This window comes from Acetobacter indonesiensis, from assembly GCF_000963945.1.
In the GTDB taxonomy this organism is placed as follows: domain Bacteria; phylum Pseudomonadota; class Alphaproteobacteria; order Acetobacterales; family Acetobacteraceae; genus Acetobacter; species Acetobacter indonesiensis.
The window spans coordinates 333,698-349,693 of the sequence record NZ_BAMW01000006.1 but is presented as its reverse complement, the minus strand read 5'-3'; the positions used below and the strand labels follow the sequence as shown (position 1 = coordinate 349,693).

The following is a 15,996-nucleotide window of genomic DNA, read 5'->3' as shown; positions in this document are numbered from 1 at the left end:
TTGCTATAATGTCTATTGGCCACGGCCCTTACGCCGTTTCTAATGAGGGCCACAACGGTCACAGCCCTCATTGCCCCACATAAATTTGGCTTGAAAGCTTATTTCAGCGCAAGCGCAACGAACAACATCCCACCGATAATCGTAAAACAGGATAGTTCTGCACATAAACTCAAAACGACATTTGATGGTCTTTGTGGTTTTTCAATTGTGCAAATAAACGATCCCAAAATAAAGCATTCGGTAAATGCGCGGAAATATGAGATCGGATCAACCCATGGGCCTGTTTTTCCAGTCAGGCAAAAAAGAATAAAAACGAATGGTAGAAACGTCGCTATCAATAGTTTTGAGTCATAATTTTTCTTTACGGCATAAGCACGATAAATCACAAAAGAGGACCATAAAACCAATAATAGAATACTATAAACAACGAAAAATCTCATGATGTTCTGAAAAACAGGCTGATGAACATACATGCGGCTACCATCTAATGTTGCGCCTATAGTTTCCAATACCCCACGCAACGGCCAACCTAGATTGGCAACAGCATCTGCGCTTGCTGGGGAATGACCAAATTTCATTTTCAAGAAAATTTGGAACACTAGAAATGGAAGCATACACGCCAATAGAGCGCTAATTTTTTTAAAGAAAAAAATCTTATTGTTGTCTCGAATGAAATTATAAATCGAAAAAACGAATAGACCAAAAATAAATATTACTCCAGTCTCACGTGTGAATGCCGCGAGCATGGGAAAAACAAAAAGCAATATGGTTCTATTTTTAACATAAGCCTCAAGGGATAATAATATCAATGCAGATGATATTATTTCCGTTGTGTCATGCGTTAAAGAAATCAAAAAACCAGGCCAAAGCAACATATAAAGCAAAACTATTTTATTGAGATTAAAATACTTTACCAGCCGTGAGCAAGAAGAGAATATACTGACTATTCCGCATAAATTAACAAAAAACATCATAAAAGAGACGTAGCTTTTTTGTCCAAAAGCAAAAATCCATACCAACAGAGGATATAAAATACGATGAAATCGCAAAGGTGGATCGTCAATTGTGAGACCGTATGAGGTTGTCTGAAAATCAAAAGGTGCAAGTGCGATACGATAGTAAAATTGCCCATCAAAGCCAGTGCTATTACTTTGAATATGAATGGGAGCTACAAGATTGTGACTATCTGCAAATTTATCACCAGCAACAATAAAAATGGAAAAATCGAGATTTTTATAAATAAGAATTGGCAATAAGAAAGCAAGATAAATTAGACAGGACACACAACCGTACAGCCAGTCTTTATTTAGTAAAATGTGAAAAAATTTCTTATAATTGTTCTGGTGATGCCCAATATCACTCATGATTATTCACGCCACAAAATATATGCATTTTAAATCATTCTTAACCATATTTTACAGCTCCTTATAAAAACACGGATCCATTACAAACGCAGAAATATACTTAATTCCGGTATTAATAAATCATCCCTCTCTCTTTCGCAGCATAAAATTACGCCGTTTAATCTGTCACGAAACGTCAAATACTGATTTTAAAAAGGAAAAACCTACATAATTAAGGGTTTGGATTAAGAGTATACTAATCTCTCGTTTTGTTTTCTTTTTCGTCCCAAATTCATTCATCATGCGATTAAATATTAAAGAAGACGAAACGCTATTATCTGCTTCCATTCCTCCTGTTTTTTATGAAAAACAGGATTTGCGTTCCTGTGGCGTATGAGGGACCATAGCCGCCAGACTGACGGCAGAAAGTAAGAGCAGAATGGCACGCAAACCTCTTTCCGACCGCATTGCTCAAGGCAGTGGTGCTGACGTTGCAGATACCGTCATCCGGAATGTTCGGCTGTTTGACTTAGTCACGGGTGATCTGATCCCGACCGATATTGCCCTGTGTGGTGACACGATTGTCGGCACGTTTGATCAGTATGATGGCAAGACCATTATTGAAGGGCACGGACGCATTGCTGTTCCGGGTTTTATTGATACCCATCTGCACGTTGAATCGTCGCTGATTACACCCTTTGAATTTGATCGGTGCGTGCTGCCTCATGGAGTGACCACGGCCATATGTGACCCGCATGAAATGGCCAATGTACTTGGCCGTTCTGCGTTGGATTATTTTACCGATGCCGCAACGCGCACCATTATGGATCTGCGCGTTAACCTGTCCAGTTGTGTGCCCTCAACAGCGCTTGAAACGTCCGGCGCGCATCTTTATGCGCAGGATCTTTTGCCTTATCGGGACCACCCGAAAGTAATCGGTCTTGCTGAATTCATGAACATTCCTGGGGTTCTGAATTGCGATCCTGATTGTATTCAGAAGCTGGAAGCCTTTGAAGGCGGCCATATTGATGGCCATGCCCCCCTGATGCGAGGCCGTAAGCTGAACGGATATCTGGCCGCAGGCATCACCACAGACCATGAGGCCACAACAGCCGAAGAAGCGTTGGAAAAAATCAGGAAAGGCATGATGGTTCTGATCCGTGAAGGATCAGTTTGCAAAGACCTGAAAGCGCTGGCTCCCTTACTGACACCGCAGACGGCACAGTTTTTTGCCTTCTGCACCGATGACCGCAACCCGCTAGAAATCGCGCATGAAGGCCATCTGGATTATCTGATCCGCTTAGCCATTTCTTTGGGCGTGGAGCCTTTGGCGGCCTATCGCTGCGCCTCGCTGAGTGCGGCACAGGCCTTTGGGTTACGAGACCGCGGCCTGATTGCCCCCGGACGCCGTGCTGATATCGTGCTGCTGGATGACATATATGAGTGCAGGGTTTCAGACGTAATCAGTGCTGGTCGCCTTGTAACGGATGCTTTGTTTGAATCCCGTGACGTCACCCCGCATGTTGGGCTGGGGAGTGTGCAACTCCCCTCCCCCGTGACAACGGATGATCTGGTTCTGCACGGTGAAGGAACACAACGCCCGGTTATCGGCTTGATACCCGGACAGATTATCACCCCGTTTCTGAAAGCAGATCTTCCCGTAGAAAATGGATGCGTCCTGCCAGACCCCCATCAGGATATTGCACGGGTATGCGTCGTGGCGCGCCATGGCCATAACGATAATATTGGCCGAGGCTTTGTAAAGGGTTTTGGCCTGACCAATGGCGGTGCATTTGCATCCTCGGTCGGGCATGACAGCCACAATATCTGCGTAGTCGGGCAAGATGCTGCTGACATGGCAGTCGCGGTCAATCATCTGGAAACCATTGGTGGCGGCTTTGTGGTGGTTAAGGATGGCCAGATTATCGCAGATATGCCGCTCCCCATTGCTGGTCTTATGAGTGATGCGCCATTTGAAGTCGTGCAGCAGCAGTTAGAGCATCTGCGGGCAGCGGCCCGGCACTTAGGCTGCACACTGGATGAACCCTTCCTGCAACTGGCGTTTCTTCCCCTGCCCGTTATTCCGCACCTCAAAATCACGGATTTCGGAATGGTAGATGTTAACCGGATGGAAGTTCTTTAAGGCACATCGGGCCTTCGTCCTCTGCGCTACAAAAAAGCCGAGACCTTTGCAGGGTCTCGGCTTTTTTGCGGCCCTGACTGAACCTTAAATGATGTAATCTATCGGCGGCAGCATCTGGTCCATGGTCAGTGCGGGCATACCAGAATGACGGGTACCGACCTTACGCGCCGGGTTACCAACAACAGTTGTGAAAGGCGGTACGGATTCCAGCACAATGGACCCCGCTCCAATTTTCGCCCCTTCACCGAGTTCGATATTACCCAGAACCTTGGCTCCCGCACCAATCAGCACACCCCGGCGCACTTTGGGGTGGCGGTCACCGCTATGTTTCCCTGTTCCTCCAAGAGTGACCTCCTGCAGCAGGGAGACATCATCTTCGATAATGCAGGTTTCCCCCACCACAATACCGGTTCCGTGGTCAAACAGAATACGCCGACCCAACTGGGCTGCGGGGTGAATATCCACGCCAAACAGTTCAGACGCACGGCTTTGCAGATGCAGCGCTAAATGCCGCCGGCCCCCAAGCCATAGCCAGTGGGCTACACGGTAGCTTTGTACAGCATGAAAACCTTTGAAAAACAGGAAAGGCGTCACAAAATCCGGGCACGCGGGGTCACGCTCGCGTATGGCCACCATATCGGCGGCGGCGGCACAGACAATTTCAGGCTGCGCCTCGAACCCTTCCGCAACAAGTTCGGTCAGCGCATCGGCCGCCACTGAGCGATCACCCAGCTTACGGCCCAAAAGCGCTGCCAGTGCAGAGGCAAAATCTGAATGACTGCGGATACCTGTTGCCAGCAACCCACGCACCAAAGGGTCATTACAGACGCAGGCCTGCGCGACCATCTGCTGCCACAAAACCCCCAGTTGGGAAGCGCAGGCCGTGCTGGTTTCATCAAAGTGGCTGGATAGAACGGAAGGACTATGCACCTGATCCATTGGTGAGTTCTCTCCAGAATATAACAGTGAAAGGGATTATCAAATTCCCATGGCGTGACGCACAAACGCCTTACGCAGCTTTGGAAACCGATTAACACCCGCAATACCCAGATCTCGGGCAAGACGCACAACAGGGTTGTTGTTGCTGAACAGTCTATCAAGCGTGTCCGTGGCTGCAAGCATCAACATATTGGCAGGGCGACACCGGGCCTGATACCGCGCCAGCAACGCGGGCGAACCAAGATCTTCTCCCTTGCCGTGGGCTGTGATCAGAATTTCGCTTAACGCGATAATATCACGGAACCCCAGATTAAGGCCCTGCCCCGCAATAGGATGAATACCATGCGCGGCATCGCCCACCAGAAGCAGCCGTGTATCGGTGTAACGCTGGGCATATTGGGCGGATAGCGGATACGTCCATCTTCTGCCCACAGGTGTAACCTTGCCTAGGCGCGTATTGCCCATACGGCGCTCAATCTCACGCGCGAAAGCCTGATCTGGCAATGCCGCAAAGCGTTCAGCCAGACCGTCTTTATCGCTCCATACAATAGCAGACAGGTAGGGATGGTTCTCCGTCCCGGCCATGGGAAGCTGTGCAAACGGGCCTGCTGGCAGAAAATGTTCCAATGCGCCGTTATCATGCGGGAATTCATGGGCAATCGCGCAGACAATGGCTGTCTGGCCGTATGACAGCTTGGTCAAGGGAATACCGGCTTCCGAGCGCAGGCGGCTTTTGCGCCCATCAGCCGCCACAACCACAGACGCTCTGAACTGCCGTCCATCTGTCAGCCTGATAATGGCCCCTTCCGCCTTACGCTCAATTTTTGCTTCGGCCGGAGCCAGCACCGTCAGGTTCGGATGGTCATGCATGGTTTCGTTCAATGCAACGCGCAACGCCCGTGCTTCTGCCATCCAGCCGAACGGCTGCGAGGCATCATCCCGCGTAAACTCCAGAAAAAGAGATGATGCAGGCTCACCAGGGCGGCCATCCGTGACCAGAATTTCTTCAATCGGGCAGGAATCCAGCGGCAGGACGTCCCATACCCCGGCCTCCTCAAGCAGCTTTTTGGGGCCAGCAGCAATGGCATAGGCCCGGCCGTCAAAATCAGGGTGCTCCATAGGGGCAAGCGCCACCCGGTCTATGATTGCAACCTGAATCCCTTCCTTGGCCAATCGACACGCCAAGGTCGCCCCAACCGGCCCCGCACCGACAATGCAGACATCAACATCCGGCACCGGCGGGCAAGCGGCCCCGGTGTCATGAACGGCGGATGCGGTGGTAGCAACCATGACTTTACATTCCTTAATTCACTCAGCCTGAAGCGCAAAAGAGAGGCCGCCTTCAGAAACCATGTGTTTCTTTTAACCCACCCAGCAGAAAGGCCAAAGAGGGAGGCTCGTCAACGATAGAAAAATCTGGCATGCTGGTATCGAAATGAATTAGCGTTCATGTGCTTTGCTGGTCTCTAGGCCATTGTGTTGCCATGTTCGAAGCCCGAAGGAAGACTGCCCAGATGAAGCTGGTGACCGCGATTATAAAGCCCTTCAAGCTTGATGATGTTCGGGAAGCGCTGGCCCCCCTTGGCATTCAGGGCCTGACAGTATCTGAAGTCAAAGGCTTTGGCCGCCAGAAAGGACAGACTGAAATCTACCGTGGCGCTGAATATCGCATCAGCTTTCTGCCTAAAATCAAGGTCGAAGTCGCGGTGTCAGACGCCTTGGTTGATCAGGTTATTGAAGCCATTCTTGACGCCGCGCATACGGGTAAAATTGGCGACGGCAAGATTTTTGTCAGCGAACTTGACCGCGTCATTCGTATCCGCACACGCGAAACAGGGGATGAAGCCCTGTAAAAACCATTTATTAACGAACAAATAAAAGGCACTGCTTTTAGTAACCCGAAAACAGTGCCTTTTTTAACTTTAATAATTATTTATATATTCCATTAAAATTTTCAACCTTGGTATATTATAAAAAATATTCACGTCAAATACCTCGTTACGGTCTGCGTATTCAAATCCTTCTAATATTTTACTATCATCAAAATTAGATGTATCCATATCATGGTATCCTCTTTTTATTTTAGATACCCACTCATTTTTACTTCTAGTATAGTAATGATTTATTTGGCAAATATCATATATTGGATTACCATTTATAATTCCCTCTTTTTCCCAAACCGGTTCATTTTTTAATACGTCAACGACTTTACCATTCATTTTAAAAAAATGGGCATTAATGCAATGTTCTGCCATTTTCGGATTGATAATACTTTTTATATGCTTCGCATTGTAAAATTGAGAATTTGATCTCCAAACAAAATTTTCGATAACTAACCCTGATGGAGGAGAAATAAAGCCAGAGGAGCCGAACATGGCCCAGTTTATGACTACCCCAGAAAACTCTTCATAACGAGACAGGAATTTCTTTATACAGTGCTCACCATACGGAACAATAAATTCATCTGAATCTAAAAAAGCTATCCATCTAAAATTTTCTCTCTGTGTCTTTATGCAGTCATTATAAGCGTCCATTTGATAATAAAAGTCGTTTCTATCCCATTTTTGATATCTAACATCGAATAAATTCCCAATTTTTTTTACTATTGATTCAGTTTTATCACTTGAATTGTTGTCATAAATAAATATCGTATCAAATCCCATAGATAAATAATACGATATCCACTCTTTTATTCTATTTTCTTCATTTTTCACAACGACACAAACTGCAATTTTTTCCATTTCGACATCACCTAATGCTTTGTGAAAAATGAATTTCTAACTAGGGCATCATTCCCGTCATTTATTAGCCAGTCAATAATCCATCACTTTATTTGGATCCAACTCTCTTGAGGGAATCATTCCGCCAAGGCTACGATAACGGTGCAAAACATGCTATCGACGCAGTCTGAAGATGCCCTCGGTCTGGCATAATGCGTTAACGGGAGAACAGAAATCCATGGCCTTACGGTCTTTCATGGCTTTGCCTGCAACTGGCGGGGTTAACAAATGGGCAGTTGTTTCCGCTGTTGCCGGAAGTGTTCTGTTGCTTCCTTCTGGTTTTGCCCACGCTGCGGACTCTGCCCCCGCCATTGATACGGGCGATACCGCGTGGATGCTGATCAGCACAGCCTTGGTGCTAATGATGACCATTCCCGGTCTTGCATTATTTTATGCGGGTATGGTGCGGAAAAAGAACGTACTGGCCACCCTGATGCAGTCTTTTGCCCTGTGCTGCATTATGTCCATTGTCTGGATGGTTGCCGGGTATTCTTTGGCCTTTACAACAGGCTCGCCTTGGATTGGTGGTTTTTCCCGCATCTTCCTGAACGGGTTGGGCGCTCATATCCACAACGGCGCAGACATTGCTTTTACGCTCGGCGCGGATTCCCCAAACGCCACGACAATGACCATTCCTGAGAGCATCTTCATGATGTTCCAGATGACGTTTGCCATTATCACCCCTGCCCTAATTTCCGGTGCTTACGCTGAACGAATGAAGTTTAGCGCGATGTGCGTTTTTTCCGTTATCTGGTCTTTGGTTGTGTATGCCCCAATCGCCCATTGGGTCTGGAGCCCTATTGGCTGGCTGGCTGGGTTAGGCACTGCTGACTTTGCCGGGGGCACCGTTGTGCATATCAATGCCGGTATTGCCGGTCTTGTCTGCGCCCTGGTACTTGGCCGCCGCAAAGGGTATGGTCATGATGATCTTTCCCCCTTCAATCTGACGTATGCCATTATCGGCGCATCGCTGCTGTGGGTGGGCTGGTTTGGCTTCAATGCGGGCTCTGCCGTGGGGGCAAATGGTCGTGCTGGCATGGCCATGGCCACCACCCAGATTGCAGCGGCTGGCGCAGGCGTTGCCTGGATGTTGGCTGAATGGCTGCGCACCGGCAAACCAACCGTTCTGGGTGTAATTTCTGGCGCTGTTGGTGGTCTTGTTGCCATCACCCCCGCCGCAGGCTTTGTGCTACCCGGTAGCGCGCTGATTATCGGCCTGATTACAGGCGTAATCTGCTTCTGGAGCGCGACCTCCCTCAAACATCTGCTCGGCTATGATGATAGTCTGGATGCGTTTGGCGTGCATGGTGTGGGCGGTATTGTGGGAGCGCTTTTGACCGGGCTTTTTGCCTACGGTCCGCTTTCTGCAACAGATGCCAACCCCACAGGCATTGTCGGCTCATTGCACCAGTTTATGGTACAGTGCGAAGCCGTGATTGTAACCATTATCTGGTGTGGTGCCATTTCCTTTATTCTGCTGAAGCTGATTGACATGACCATTGGTCTACGCGTCACCGCTGATCAGGAACTGGAAGGGCTGGATATGTCCCTGCATGGGGAGCGCATCAACTAATATTCTCCTTCCTAGTTTAAGCATTTTTACCCCTCCCCACTGCGAATAGTCGGGAGGGGTTTTTATTTTTCAGGCCGCGCCCTGCGCACGCAACACAGACGTTTCCAAAGTATTCGGTTCGGCATATGCTGCGGATATTCAGGGCGTTACGGCATGGGGCCGTTTATTCTCCCTGGTTTTGGATGAGGTTTTGTCCACATGACATCTTCTGCCCGCATTATGCTCGCCACACTGGCGCTTAGCTGTGCCACGGCCCTTTCCGCACCAGCAGCGCACGCTCTGAGCGCAAAAGAATGCCACAAGAACTTTGCCGCTGCCCGTACCGCTGGCACACTGAACGGCCAGAGCTACAAGGACTTTAAAGCCGCTACCTGTGATGCTCCAGCAGCAGCGACAACCCCTGCCACCACTACGGCACCTGCGGCGGCTGCACCAACAGCAACCAAAGAAACACCAGCCGCCAGCACGGCTGCCCCGGCTGAAGCCGCAAAGCCTGCTGCCGCTGCGGCAACCACCACGGCGGGTGTGGTCTTCCCGTCAGCCATTGCCTCACAATACTCCAGCCTGAGTGCTGGCAAAGGCCGCATGAAAACCTGCCTTGACCAGTATAACGCCAACAAAACAACGGGCGGTAACGGTTCTCTGAAATGGATTCAGAAAGGCGGCGGTTACTACAGCCAGTGCAACACGCACCTTAAAGCAGGCTAAAACCCCTACGCCGGAGCATTATTGCAATGCTCCGGTTTTTATTTGAGTATTCTATTTTTATAAATGTATGTGACTGTTCAAGTCTGCTTTGCTTGCACAGATAACCTGATGCAAATCTGCTTACCGCTTCAAAGACGGCATAACGTATAGCTTGCCCGTGCGGTAGGAAATCCAGATTTTGTGGGCTGCAAACCAGTCTGACCCTAACAGCATGTCAACGGAATCCTGAATGGGTGCAACGGTTAGTACCGGGGCTTTTTCTTCTTCCAGACCATATTTAAGCGTGTGAAATTTGTGCCAGTGATACATCTGGCGATGCCCATCTACCCCACTGGTAATGCCGCCCGGGTCTGCTGCAAGCGTTGCTTCAGAAACCCCTAATCGCGCCACTGCCGCTTCTGAAACAATCCGCGACCGTGCCCCACTATCGACCAATGCCTTCATGGGGTGTCCATCCAGTTCAACCTGAATGGTTACACGCCGCCCGTCAAACTGCATGGGCAGCGCACGATAGATAACATGCCAGCCTTGCGGCCCTGCGCACCCCGTACCGTTTCTGGCTGGCCGCCAGAAGGTCAGGGTGTGCCCTGCCACATCAAACTCCACATCGTAACGCGAGAGCATGTCGCCCCCGACCAATCCTTCTATCGGGGGTTGGGTCTGTGGCTTTCCCGGCAGCGAGCCGACCGGTATGGAAAGGGGACCATTTTCCAGCCCGCCAATCTTGAAAGACCTGACAAGCACGTTCGGCACCAAACGCCCTATACCGCCTGTTCCCCGCACCATTGTGTGCATGGATGGGTCAAGCGGCAGATTGATTTGCGCTGCCCCTTCGGGTGAGATCAGGCTGCCTTCTGACCCGGTATCAACAATCATGCTGGCAGCGTAGCCGTTTATCTGAACAGGCGTATTCAGAAAACCAGCGTCATTCCTTAGCGGAACGCGGGCAACGCGTTCCTGCTGGCATCCGCTTTCTCCGTCTTCAGCAGCACGAGCAGCAGTTGGCAGACACGTTGTCAGAACAGCCATTGCGACACACCCGAAGGAGAAAAAGCGCAGGATGGACATGGTTCAGGCCAGTTCTTCCGCAAAGCGGTCTGTCGCGTTCAGCAACGCTGTCAGGATACCGGGTTCAAACAGGGCATGACCGGCCGCATCAATCAGATGAAAGTTGGCTTCGGGCCACGCTTCGTGCAGATCCCACGCGGTGCGGACCGGGGTTGCCATATCGTAACGCCCCTGCACGATAACAGTGGGAATATGCCGAATACGGTCAACATTGCGGATCAACTGACCTTCTTCCAGCCAGCCAGCATGCACAAAATAATGGTTTTCAATCCGTGAAAACGCCAACGCGTAGTCAGCATCTTCATGCTGCTGTTCAATATCTGGTGCAGGCAACAGGGTAAGGGTCCGCCCCTCCCACAGACTCCAGGCCAGAGCCGCTTTATGACGAACGGTCACATCTTCTGACACCAGCCGCTTACGGTACGCCGCCATCATATCCCCCCGTTCAGCGGGCGGAATGGGGGCAAGAAAATCGGCCCATTTATCCGGGAAGATCCACGATGCGCCTTCCTGATAATACCAGAGCAATTCCGCCCGGCGCAGTGTGAAAATACCCCGCAACATCAGGGCTGTTACGCGGTCTGGGTGCGTTTCGGCATATGCCAGAGCCAAGGTGGAGCCCCATGAGCCACCAAACACAGCCCATTTCTCAACCCCGGCCTGAACACGCAGACGCTCAATATCAGCGACCAGATGCCACGTCGTGTTGTTCTCCAAAGACGCATGAGGCTTCGACCGCCCGCAACCACGCTGATCAAACAGCACGATACGGTAACGGGATGGGTCAAACAGTCTGCGCTGGGCCGCGTTACACCCGCCACCGGGGCCGCCATGCAGAAACACGACGGGAATACCCTCCGGGTTGCCACATTCTTCCCAATAGACCTGATGGCCTTCTCCGGTATCAAGATACCCGTGTTTATAGGGTTCGATTTCGGGCCACGGGGCGCGGTAGGCTGGCATCATGGTGGTTTCTCTTATCCTTCTTGGCTATGCTGGTTGCCCTGCGCACGGGGGTGCGCCCGGTTCCAGACATCCAGCAAACGGGCTTCATCAGCCAATGTATAGCGTTGTGTTGTTGAAAGGCTGGCATGACCTAGTAATTCCTGAATCACACGTAAATCAGCCCCGCCTTCCATAAGGTGCGTCGCAAAGGAATGGCGTAGCGCATGGGGGGTGACATGATCTGGCAACCCTGCCAGACCGCGCCATTCCCGCATGGCTTTCTGCGCAATGCCGGGCTGTAGCCGACCACCGCGCACACCGGGGAACAACGGTTCATCCGGCAAGGGGGAAGGATGATGTTTTTTCCAGCCTTCCAGCACCTGCTGCACCTGCGGTAACACGGGCACCAGACGTTCCTTGTTGCCTTTTCCTTTTATGCGTAGCACGCCGCTGGCTTTCATCAGCGTCAGGTCTGCCACGTTCAGATTCAATGCCTCGGAAATACGTAATCCGCAGCCATACAACAGCAGAAACAAGGCTCCGTCGCGCTGACGCGCCATGTCTGTATGCGCCAGAGACGCAATATCTTCCGGCACAGCCTTGGCGTCTTCTTTGCTCAATGGGCGCGGAAGCGGCTTTTTGGTGCGAGGCGTAGCCAGTAATCCCACTGCCGGATTTTCCACCCCGTGCCGGCGGGCCAGATACCGAAAAAACGACCGCACGGCAGATACCCGGCGAGAGCGCGTCCGGGCGGCCCGATCTGGCGTGGTTTTACGCACTTTGGCCGTAGCGGCCCGCGCCTGTTCCTGTGCAAGCCAGGCGCGCATGTCCCGCAGGCTGATTTTGGCAAGGCCAGCCATGTCTGGCAGCCCGTTCAGATGTTCGGCCATGAACCCCAGAAACCGGGCCAGATCACTGCGATACGCCTCAACCGTCAGCGGCGAGGCGCGTCTTTCCGTGGCCATCCACCCCAGAAATGTCTGCACGGCCTCGTCTGCTGTCATGCTCTCCCCTTCCGCACACAAAGGCTGTGCGGCACGCTGAAACACGGCCTTACTTGTTCAGAGTTTTTCTGCTGACGCAAGCACTGTTCTTTAGACGCCCAGCCGCTTAAACAGAACGGTATGGAGCCTGCATCGTTTTCCTCCCTACTGCCAGAACAGGACAAGCCGCCCACACCGGGACGGCAGAGGGTTTCCGTGCTGCTGCCCATGCCTTTCCCCGGCCCGTTTGATTATGTCGCCCCCACCAACATGCCGCTGAAAGCCGGGGATATTGTGGTGGTGCCACTGGGCAGACGGCGGGAAACCGGCGTGGTGTGGGAACCCAACCCCGCCCTGCCAGCAGATTTTGCGCCCCCACCCCAGCGTAGCGTGGATATGGCGCGTCTGCGCCCCGTGGCCGAACTGCTTGACCTGCCCCCGCTATCAGCAGAACTGCGTCATTTCATAGATTGGGTTGCCGCCTACACGCTGTCCCCCCCCGGTATGGTGTTGGCCATGACGTTGCGCCTGCATATGCGGGGCGTGCCCACACCCAGCACCGGCTGGCTTCCTGTATCACCGTTACCCGATACCTTGCGCATCACCCCGGCCCGGCAGAAAATTCTGGACCTGCTGCAAGACGGCACTGCCCGCACCACCACGGATATTGCAACCGCAGCCGCCGTTGGTCCGGGCGTTGTCAAAGGACTGGCTGATGCTGGAGCGCTAAAAGCAGTCAAACTGGGGCCAGAACGGCCCTTTGCCGCGCCTGACCCGCATCACAACCCACCGGTGCTGGAGGGCGAACAGGCCACGGCGACAGCCGCCCTGCATGAAACAGTTGATAACGGCGGGTTTTCTGTCACGCTGCTGGAAGGTGTGACCGGGTCGGGCAAGACTGAAATCTATCTGGAAGCCATTGCCGCGTGTCTGGAAAAAGGCAAACAGGCGTTGGTGCTGCTGCCCGAAATTGCCCTTTCTGCCCAATGGATGCAGCGTTTTACCCGGCGCTTTGGCACGCAACCCGCCATCTGGCATTCAGAAGTCGGGCAACGCGCCCGCCGTCTGACGTGGCATGCCGCGGCCAATGGCAGCGCCACAGTTGTAGTCGGCGCACGGTCAGCCCTGTTTCTGCCGTTTGAAAATCTCGGCCTGATTATTGTGGATGAAGAGCATGAATCCCTCTTCAAGCAAGAAGAAGGCGTCATTTACAATGCGCGGGATATGGCCGTAGTACGGGCTCGGCTTTCCGGGTTTCCCATTGCGCTGGTGTCTGCCACCCCCAGCCTTGAAACACTGGCAAATGTTGAGGCCGGGCGTTACCGGCACCTTATTCTGCCCTCACGCCACGGTGGTGCATCCATGCCGGAAACCCGGATTGTGGATATGCGCGACCATCCCCCCCCGCGTGGGCTGTTCCTCTCACCCGCATTGACCGAGGAAATGGCCGCCACCTTTGACCGGCAGGAACAAGCCATGCTGTTCCTGAACCGGCGCGGCTATGCCCCGCTGACCCTTTGCCGGGCCTGTGGTCACCGGATGGAATGCCCGCACTGCACCGCATGGCTGGTTGAACACCGGGCGAAAAAAATATTGTCGTGTCATTATTGCGACCATACCGAACCCATGCCGCCCACCTGCCCCACCTGCGGTGCAGAAAACAGCCTGACCGCCATTGGGCCGGGCATTGAACGCATTACGGAAGAAGCGCGAAACCTGTTCCCGGATGCCCGTATTCTGGTGATGGCCAGTGATACTCTGGGTGGCCCCGCTGCCACGGCGGAGGCTGTGGCCAAGATTTCCCGACGCGAGGTTGACCTGGTTATCGGCACACAGATTGTCGCCAAAGGCTGGCACTTTCCGCACCTGACGCTGGTAGGCATTGTCGATGCTGATCTGGGCCTTGGCGGCGGGGACCTTCGGGCGGGTGAACGCACCATCCAGCTGCTGCATCAGGTTGCCGGACGCGCCGGGCGCGCCACCACACCGGGGCGCGTGCTGCTGCAAAGCTATACGCCAGAGCACCCTGTCATGCAGGCTCTGCTGTCAGGGGATTTTGATGCCTTTATGGCGCAGGAAGCTGCACAACGCCGCCCCGGTTTCTGGCCACCCTACGGGCGACTGGCAGCCCTGATTATCAGCGCCGAAGATGCGCGCGAGGCTGACAGCACGGCTGCGGAACTGGGCCGCAAAGCCCCGTATGGGGAGGGTATTCAGGTTCTGGGGCCAGCACCTGCCCCGATTGCCGTCTTACGCAACCGCCACCGCCGCCGCATTCTGTTGCGCACGGTGCGCAGCATTGCGGTACAGCCGATCCTTCGCCGCTGGCTGGGTATGGTCAAACCCGGCAAGGGGGTTCGCATTGACGTGGATATTGACCCGGTCTCTTTCCTGTAGAAATCAACCGGGTTCTGAAGGTGTTGTTCTAAAAACAGGCCGTCCGAAAACAACCCGTTTAGTCAGGATCAGTCTTTTGTGCTGGCAGCTTTAGTGGCAGCATCAATTTCCAGCGCCAGTTGCGCCATTTTCACAGCCCCGGCGCGGCTGCCTGCCCCGCAGATAAAACGGGCCGGATGTGCAAACACGGCGTCAGGCACGCCTGATACATCCGCCAGTTTCTGACGTTCCAACCCGCCCCATGCTTCGGGCAGAGACACACGTTGGCCGAAATCACCCCGCACCGGTGGAATGGCTTTGACATTCCACTGATCAGGCCCTGCGGGGGAAACCACATACACAACCGGCAGGTCATTTTCGAAAATAACCTTTTCAGTCGGCATCCCCGTGTCCATGACAAGAATACGTTTATCTTCAGCAGCATTATAAGCGGCCATGACACGACTGGCGGCTTTCAGGCTGGCGCGCACACGGTCAACCATATTGACCAGATGGGACGCCACCGCAAAAGCGGCATTGGCAAAGCCCTGAGCTTCACGGCTTTTGGCTTCTTTCTGCCCATACAGTTCTGCCGTATCCCATGCCGGGCCACATGCAGACACAATATCAGCCAGCGACAGCTTGCCCATTTTCACAACGCCGTTGTCATCCTGATCAATCGGCAGAACCAGTGATTTATCAAGTGACTTCCAGATTGCAGCCACCGTTGCATCCTCAACGGGTTCTTTCAGAATGGCGCGTATGGCGGCTGCACCATAATCTTTCCACAACAAACCTGCGGCACTGTAGGGGGTGCCATCTTCACGCAGGGGTTTGTCTTTCATGTGGTGGTCATACCGGCCAGTAGCCGGGTCAAACACACCCCCCACATCAAAAACGATATCAGCGGTTTTAATAATGTCTGGTGTGCGTGTACGCACAAATTCCAGCCGGTCGCCTGATTTTCCATTCAGAACACGGGCTTTCAGGTCCCCTTCTGGCTCCAGCGCATAGTGCAGAATGACGTAGCCCAGAGTCTCGTCCACATGGAAGTTGCCCGAGTGGGTCAGGGCTTTGATGGGGCCCTTGCTGTTATCAAGACCAATGGGAGTATGTTCTGACATGAAAAACCTGTGAA

At 52.6% G+C, this 15,996-nt stretch carries 13 protein-coding genes; 5 read left to right on the top strand and 8 right to left on the bottom strand.

What is annotated here, in order from left to right:
* Nucleotides 1–98: 98 nt before the first annotated feature.
* Nucleotides 99–1,364 carry a hypothetical protein gene (locus Abin_RS02815; protein ID WP_048844785.1) on the bottom strand — a complete coding sequence of 422 codons (1,266 nt, stop codon included), beginning with the start codon at nt 1,362–1,364 and terminating at the stop codon, nt 99–101.
* Between the two features lie 418 nt (nt 1,365–1,782).
* Here Abin_RS02815 and ade point away from each other — a divergent pair, with 418 nt between their 5' ends.
* A complete protein-coding gene (ade, locus tag Abin_RS02810) occupies nt 1,783–3,486 on the top strand; it encodes an adenine deaminase (RefSeq protein ID WP_048844784.1) in 1,704 nt (567 codons plus the stop codon).
* Between the two features lie 84 nt (nt 3,487–3,570).
* Here ade and cysE read toward each other — a convergent pair whose 3' ends face one another.
* Both cysE and Abin_RS02800 read right to left on the bottom strand, forming a co-directional pair.
* A complete protein-coding gene (cysE, locus tag Abin_RS02805; protein ID WP_048844783.1) occupies nt 3,571–4,425 on the bottom strand; it encodes a serine O-acetyltransferase in 855 nt (284 codons plus the stop codon).
* 39 nt (nt 4,426–4,464) lie between these two features.
* Nucleotides 4,465–5,715 (bottom strand): UbiH/UbiF/VisC/COQ6 family ubiquinone biosynthesis hydroxylase, encoded by a 1,251-nt coding sequence (locus Abin_RS02800; RefSeq protein WP_048844782.1) that lies wholly within the window; start codon nt 5,713–5,715, stop codon nt 4,465–4,467.
* A 224-nt stretch (nt 5,716–5,939) separates the two neighbouring features.
* Here Abin_RS02800 and Abin_RS02795 point away from each other — a divergent pair, with 224 nt between their 5' ends.
* On the top strand, nt 5,940–6,278 hold the full coding sequence (locus tag Abin_RS02795) for a P-II family nitrogen regulator (RefSeq protein WP_048844781.1): 339 nt from the start codon (nt 5,940–5,942) through the stop codon (nt 6,276–6,278).
* A 69-nt stretch (nt 6,279–6,347) separates the two neighbouring features.
* On the opposite strand, the gene Abin_RS02790 is transcribed toward Abin_RS02795, so the two are convergent.
* On the bottom strand, nt 6,348–7,166 hold the full coding sequence (locus Abin_RS02790; RefSeq protein WP_048844780.1) for a glycosyltransferase family 2 protein: 819 nt from the start codon (nt 7,164–7,166) through the stop codon (nt 6,348–6,350).
* Between the two features lie 217 nt (nt 7,167–7,383).
* Here Abin_RS02790 and Abin_RS02785 point away from each other — a divergent pair, with 217 nt between their 5' ends.
* Both Abin_RS02785 and Abin_RS02780 read left to right on the top strand, forming a co-directional pair.
* The gene (locus tag Abin_RS02785; protein ID WP_048844779.1) at nt 7,384–8,778 is read left to right on the top strand and encodes an ammonium transporter; all 1,395 of its coding nucleotides are present in this window, start codon (nt 7,384–7,386) and stop codon (nt 8,776–8,778) included.
* Between the two features lie 198 nt (nt 8,779–8,976).
* Complete coding sequence (locus tag Abin_RS02780; protein WP_048844778.1) at nt 8,977–9,486, top strand: hypothetical protein; 510 nt, start codon at nt 8,977–8,979, stop codon at nt 9,484–9,486.
* 120 nt (nt 9,487–9,606) lie between these two features.
* Here the strand turns inward: Abin_RS02780 and Abin_RS02775 are convergent, their stop codons facing one another.
* The 3 genes from Abin_RS02775 to Abin_RS02765 are packed head-to-tail and all read right to left on the bottom strand — an operon-like array spanning nt 9,607 to nt 12,503.
* Nucleotides 9,607–10,554 carry a retroviral-like aspartic protease family protein gene (locus Abin_RS02775; RefSeq protein ID WP_255319245.1) on the bottom strand — a complete coding sequence of 316 codons (948 nt, stop codon included), beginning with the start codon at nt 10,552–10,554 and terminating at the stop codon, nt 9,607–9,609.
* Nucleotides 10,555–10,557: 3 nt separating this feature from the next.
* Nucleotides 10,558–11,520, bottom strand: coding sequence for a prolyl aminopeptidase (pip, locus tag Abin_RS02770; protein ID WP_146867606.1), 963 nt, complete (start codon nt 11,518–11,520; stop codon nt 10,558–10,560).
* A gap of 11 nt (nt 11,521–11,531) precedes the next feature.
* Nucleotides 11,532–12,503, bottom strand: coding sequence for a tyrosine recombinase XerC (locus Abin_RS02765; protein ID WP_048844866.1), 972 nt, complete (start codon nt 12,501–12,503; stop codon nt 11,532–11,534).
* 120 nt (nt 12,504–12,623) lie between these two features.
* Between Abin_RS02765 and Abin_RS02760 the strand changes: the two genes are divergently transcribed.
* The gene (locus Abin_RS02760) at nt 12,624–14,879 is read left to right on the top strand and encodes a primosomal protein N' (RefSeq protein ID WP_255319244.1); all 2,256 of its coding nucleotides are present in this window, start codon (nt 12,624–12,626) and stop codon (nt 14,877–14,879) included.
* Nucleotides 14,880–14,947: 68 nt separating this feature from the next.
* On the opposite strand, the gene Abin_RS02755 is transcribed toward Abin_RS02760, so the two are convergent.
* A complete protein-coding gene (locus tag Abin_RS02755) occupies nt 14,948–15,982 on the bottom strand; it encodes an MYG1 family protein (RefSeq protein ID WP_048844777.1) in 1,035 nt (344 codons plus the stop codon).
* Nucleotides 15,983–15,996 lie beyond the last annotated feature (14 nt).

Coding starts and splice junctions, on each gene's coding strand:
- Abin_RS02815 (WP_048844785.1), bottom strand. CDS start 1,364: ATGAGTGATATTGGGCATCACCAGAACAATTATAAGAAATTTTTTCAC.
- ade (WP_048844784.1), top strand. CDS start 1,783: ATGGCACGCAAACCTCTTTCCGACCGCATTGCTCAAGGCAGTGGTGCT.
- cysE (WP_048844783.1), bottom strand. CDS start 4,425: ATGGATCAGGTGCATAGTCCTTCCGTTCTATCCAGCCACTTTGATGAA.
- Abin_RS02800 (WP_048844782.1), bottom strand. CDS start 5,715: ATGGTTGCTACCACCGCATCCGCCGTTCATGACACCGGGGCCGCTTGC.
- Abin_RS02795 (WP_048844781.1), top strand. CDS start 5,940: ATGAAGCTGGTGACCGCGATTATAAAGCCCTTCAAGCTTGATGATGTT.
- Abin_RS02790 (WP_048844780.1), bottom strand. CDS start 7,166: ATGGAAAAAATTGCAGTTTGTGTCGTTGTGAAAAATGAAGAAAATAGA.
- Abin_RS02785 (WP_048844779.1), top strand. CDS start 7,384: ATGGCCTTACGGTCTTTCATGGCTTTGCCTGCAACTGGCGGGGTTAAC.
- Abin_RS02780 (WP_048844778.1), top strand. CDS start 8,977: ATGACATCTTCTGCCCGCATTATGCTCGCCACACTGGCGCTTAGCTGT.
- Abin_RS02775 (WP_255319245.1), bottom strand. CDS start 10,554: ATGTCCATCCTGCGCTTTTTCTCCTTCGGGTGTGTCGCAATGGCTGTT.
- pip (WP_146867606.1), bottom strand. CDS start 11,520: ATGATGCCAGCCTACCGCGCCCCGTGGCCCGAAATCGAACCCTATAAA.
- Abin_RS02765 (WP_048844866.1), bottom strand. CDS start 12,503: ATGACAGCAGACGAGGCCGTGCAGACATTTCTGGGGTGGATGGCCACG.
- Abin_RS02760 (WP_255319244.1), top strand. CDS start 12,624: ATGGAGCCTGCATCGTTTTCCTCCCTACTGCCAGAACAGGACAAGCCG.
- Abin_RS02755 (WP_048844777.1), bottom strand. CDS start 15,982: ATGTCAGAACATACTCCCATTGGTCTTGATAACAGCAAGGGCCCCATC.